At 31.7% G+C, this 4,673-nt stretch carries 5 protein-coding genes; 1 reads left to right on the top strand and 4 read right to left on the bottom strand.

The genetic code is table 11. The features are described from left to right. Nucleotides 1-725 (bottom strand): aldo/keto reductase (locus ACKI3Q_RS07220; RefSeq protein ID WP_407415691.1); only part of this gene is annotated, 725 nt, incomplete at its 3' end. Between the two features lie 55 nt (nt 726-780). On the opposite strand from ACKI3Q_RS07220, the gene ACKI3Q_RS07215 reads away from it, so the two are divergent. Next, the gene (locus ACKI3Q_RS07215) at nt 781-1,317 is read left to right on the top strand and encodes a DNA-3-methyladenine glycosylase I (protein ID WP_407415689.1); all 537 of its coding nucleotides are present in this window, start codon (nt 781-783) and stop codon (nt 1,315-1,317) included. 8 nt (nt 1,318-1,325) lie between these two features. On the opposite strand, the gene ACKI3Q_RS07210 is transcribed toward ACKI3Q_RS07215, so the two are convergent. The 3 genes from ACKI3Q_RS07210 to modA all read right to left on the bottom strand — a co-directional run bounded on the left by ACKI3Q_RS07210 (nt 1,326) and on the right by modA (nt 4,185). Then, a complete protein-coding gene (locus ACKI3Q_RS07210; RefSeq protein ID WP_407415687.1) occupies nt 1,326-2,363 on the bottom strand; it encodes a sulfate/molybdate ABC transporter ATP-binding protein in 1,038 nt (345 codons plus the stop codon). A gap of 69 nt (nt 2,364-2,432) precedes the next feature. Next, complete coding sequence (gene modB, locus ACKI3Q_RS07205; RefSeq protein ID WP_407415693.1) at nt 2,433-3,077, bottom strand: molybdate ABC transporter permease subunit; 645 nt, start codon at nt 3,075-3,077, stop codon at nt 2,433-2,435. Between the two features lie 277 nt (nt 3,078-3,354). After that, on the bottom strand, nt 3,355-4,185 hold the full coding sequence (gene modA, locus ACKI3Q_RS07200) for a molybdate ABC transporter substrate-binding protein (RefSeq protein WP_407415685.1): 831 nt from the start codon (nt 4,183-4,185) through the stop codon (nt 3,355-3,357). Between the last annotated feature and the right edge of the window lie 488 nt (nt 4,186-4,673).

Below are 4,673 nucleotides of genomic sequence, written 5' to 3'. Positions count from 1 at the left end.
ACTCCAAAAGGAGAGGTTTCATCTGCAAGTAAATTACCTCCCGCAAATCCTTTCATTACAGTTAATGCAGTACCATTATTTGCACAGGTTTCATATAATTCCGCTCTCTGAGGATTTAAACCAAACATCGGATCATCATATGCATCTTCTTTTCTGTACTCTTCAATATCCTCCATTGAACCGAACATGTCATAAGCGGGATTGATTGAAAACATCAGCAATTCAATTTCAGGGTTTTGAGCTGCCAACAATCCAATATCTGGATTATGAGTGCTTAAACCATTATGTTCAATTGTTCCTTCTCTCTTTAGCTTACGATCATATTCAATGAATGGACCGTTCATTATTTCATCATAATCATCCATTTGGTCAACATAATGAATCATACCGAAATCAAGAGCGTCAATCTGGAATCGTTCCATAAAATCTTCAAATGCAGGAATAACCTTATCCATTTCACGGGTCCTGACATATTGATTATCTTGCCATGTAGCGCCAATATGGCCCTGTATAATCCACTTGTCACGAGTCTCCTTAATGGCTTTACCCAGGTTGGTTCTGACTGTAGGTTCACTCATCCAACAGTCTAAAAAATTTATTCCATTAGCTTCACAATGCCTAACCATCTCTTCAACATCTTCGTAAGGCCTTTCAATATACCATTCAGCACCAAAAGCTATTTCACTAACTTTCAATCCAGTGTTTCCTAAAATTCTGTATTTCATTTTATCCCTGCAAAATAGTTAATACTATTTATGAATTTTATTAAATATTAACATGATGAAAAAAAGATGTTCATGGGTTGAAGGAAAAGAAGAAATATATATAAAATATCATGATGATGAATGGGGTGTTGCCAAATATAATGACGATATCCTATTTGAAATGCTTGTTTTAGAATCGTTTCAAGCAGGATTATCATGGATAACCATCTTAAAAAAGCGTGAAGCATTTAGAGAATCTTTCGATGAATTCAATATTGAAAAAATTATCAAGTATGATGATAGTAAAGTAAATGAATTACTTGAAAATGAGAAAATAATTCGTCATGAAGGCAAGATTAGAGCAGCAATCAATAATGCGAAAGTATTTAAAGAAATACAAAAAGAAGAAGGTAGTTTTTCAAATTACATATGGGGCTTTACTGATGGTGAAATCATAAAAGCTGAATATAAGACAAAGTCAGACTTATCCGATAGAATAGCAAAGGATTTGAAGAAAAAAGGCATGAAATTTGTAGGGTCAACTACAATATATTCCTACTTAGAATCAATAGGAATCATTGACAATCACACAAAAGACTGTTTTAAGTATTGAATATTTAATTACTCTTCGAGCAATATTATATCTTTAGGATTTACTTTCAAATAGTCCGGAATCTCAAAAACATGCTCATCAATTCGTTTATCGTATTTCCACCATAAACCATTTGCCAAAGTTATTTCCCATTCAAAAGGCATTTCCAATTTTGTTGAATTTACAGTATCGACCACATTTACATCATCCTTTTCGGCAGCAGAAAAATTATGTGCCCTTATTCCGATATGTGTAATATTAGGTGAAATTTTTTCAGACACTTCGAATATCACATCCCAATCTAAACATTTGACATGATAGTCATCAATAACTTCGATTCTAGAAATATTTTTACATCCCGTTAGTCTGGCAACCTGAACCCTTTTTGGATTCTCAAATATTTCATAAGTGTCACCTTTTGCTATAATCTTACCTTTATCCAATACTATAAGTTCATCACAGAACTGAAATGCTTCGTCACGGTCATGGGTAACCATGATTGAAAATCCGTCAAAGTCTTTCAGTGAATTGAGAAGTTCAATACGTAACTGTTCTTTTAAGAAAGTATCCATAGCACTAAATGGTTCATCCAATAATATAACATTGGGATTATAAGCCAATATTCGTGCTAAAGCTACCCTTTGCTGTTGACCTCCGGACAATTGTCTGGGATATCTTTTTTCTAATCCTTCTAAACGAAAACGCTTTATCATCTCAGATACCGTTTTTCCATCATCATCCTTAGACAAACCTATGCCGATATTTTCTTCAACAGTCATATTGGGAAATAAAGCATAATTCTGAAATAAGTAACCTACATTTCTTTTTTGAGGCTTTAAATTTATTTTTTTATCGGAATCAAAATAGATAATTTCATCATTAGTGGTTAAGCTTACAACACCCTTATCCGGCGTTACTATACCTGCAATGGATTTCAAGGTCATACTTTTACCGCATCCGGAAGGACCCAAAATACCTAAACGTCCTTTTTTCAATTCAAAAGCAACTTCCAAATCAAATTCCTTAAGTTTCTTTTGGATATCCACTTTCAACAATTTATTATCCATAATCAATTCCTCATCATATAAAAATTAAAATAACTAACAAATAAATATGTTTCTATTATCAAATAGCAATTATTTCCATTGCTTCTCCCTACGTATAGAAACAAAATCCATAATGAAAATAGCTATAAATGATATTATAACAATGAATACTACATAATTAAATGCATCACCCATATTACCTGCGGCCACCTCAGAATAAACAGCCATTGGAAGTGTTCTGGTTTGCCCTGCAATATTACCTGCAATCATGGCTGTAGCACCAAATTCGCCCAAACCACGGGCATAAGCTAAAATTCCTCCACTAATAATTCCTGGCAAAGCATTTGCACATAGAACTTTCCAGAAAATTTTCCACTCAGACATTCCTAATGTACGGCCGGCATCCAACAGGTTAGAATCTACCTGTTCAAATGCTCCTCGAGCAGAACGATACATTAAAGGAAAAGACATTACAACAGCAGCAATTACCGTTGCAGACCATGAAAAAGCTATCTTTATAGTGAAAAAGTCTATAAAAAATTTACCTATAGGACCTCTCACACCAAAAATATACAATAAAAAGAACCCCACTACAGTAGGAGGCAATACAATCGGAAGTGTAAAAATACCGTCCAGTACAATCTTCACAGAATCATTTTTCATCTTGACAATGATCCAAGCAACAAATAACCCTACAAAAAAGGTTATTAAAATTGATAAACTTGCAGTTTTCATTGAAATGAAAATTGGGGACCAATCTACTGCCACAAACATATCTCCTTTAACATTTTTATTCACATGAACATTCTTATTTTACAATAGCAACATTTCCTTTTTTAACTTTAAAATCATTAAAAAAAAAAGTTCTTAAACTTTGTATATGCCATTTATTATTTAGGTAATGTTACTATTTAAAGTTCACCGAAGCATTTTAAGAATAAACTTTTCATTATTGTGCAGTTTATCCATGGCTTAAAGAAGCCATGGTATTCCTGCACATATTCAGACAAATCTACTGATGGATAGTAAATCCATATTTAACAAACACTTCTTTAGCTTCAGGAGATTGTAAAAATTCCATGAATAACTTTGCAGCATCTGGGTTTTGTGGATTTTTAGTCATAGCTATAGGATAAATAACTGAAGTATTTAAAGAACCGTTAGGAGCTTCGCAAACTACCTTAACATTATCATTGGATGCGGCATCGGTAGCATATACAATACCACAATCAGCAGATCCATCAGCTACTTGATTCAATACGGCTGTTACATCATTACCTAAAGATAATTTAGATTGAATTCCATCCCAAATTTTAAGGTTGACCAATACTTCTTTAGCATATTGTCCTGCAGGCACGGATTCAGGATTACCAATAGCAACAGTACCATTAACCTTATTTAAATCATCAAATGAGGAAATGTTTAACTTTGAGTCTTTAGGAACGATTAAAACAACTTTATTTTCTAAAAATTGAACATTAGTACTATTGTCAATTAAACTTTCATTAGCTAATTTATTCATCTGTTTATTAGAAGCAGACATAAATATATCTGCAGCTAAACCGTTTTCAATTTGAGTTTGTAAATCACCGCTTGAAGCGTAAGTAGGCTTTATGTGAATACCAGGATGTTTACTTTCAAACATAGGAATTAAATCCTTATCAAAAGCATTTTTTAAACTAGCAGCAGCTGCTAAATTAACATCCCCACTTGCGTTAGAGTTGTTAGTGCTGTTGGAATTGCTTCCCAAAAAGTCAAACAAACCAGCAGAACATGTACTTATACCAATGACTGCTACTATAGCTATTAAAATAGCAATAATTAATATTTTTCTTGATTTCATAGTTTTCTCCCTTCGATTAAAATTTTTTTACAAATCAACTACCCAATATCAAATCAACAACAAGGATTATTGAAAAAATAATACGAATAAATTTTTCTTGAAAGTATCCTGCATTTACCTTATCCGGCAAAACACAGACAAGATACAACAAGTAAAACAATATTAACGAAAAACTCTTTATTCCGTCTAACAGATATTTTCTCCCATTCGTAACTAACCCCAATTAATTCACATATGAATAGTTAGTAATAGATTTGATAATTATGATATATAAATATTTACATATCGAATTGAATAAATTTTTAACCAAAATTATAAAAGTTTTATTTTTTAATTATAAAATTATTTTAAATATAATACATTTTAAATGAGTTATCAATAGTAAAATAGTATATTTTACCTTAAACTAATAAATAGATATAAATTAAAAGGTTAATCATTTAAATATCCTTTAATATATAAGTTAATTTATTTGAAATATAAACAAG

The sequence above is a fragment of the Methanobrevibacter sp. genome, from assembly GCF_045636185.1.
GTDB lineage: Archaea > Methanobacteriota > Methanobacteria > Methanobacteriales > Methanobacteriaceae > Methanocatella.
This window is presented reverse-complemented; position numbering and strand designations above follow the sequence as displayed.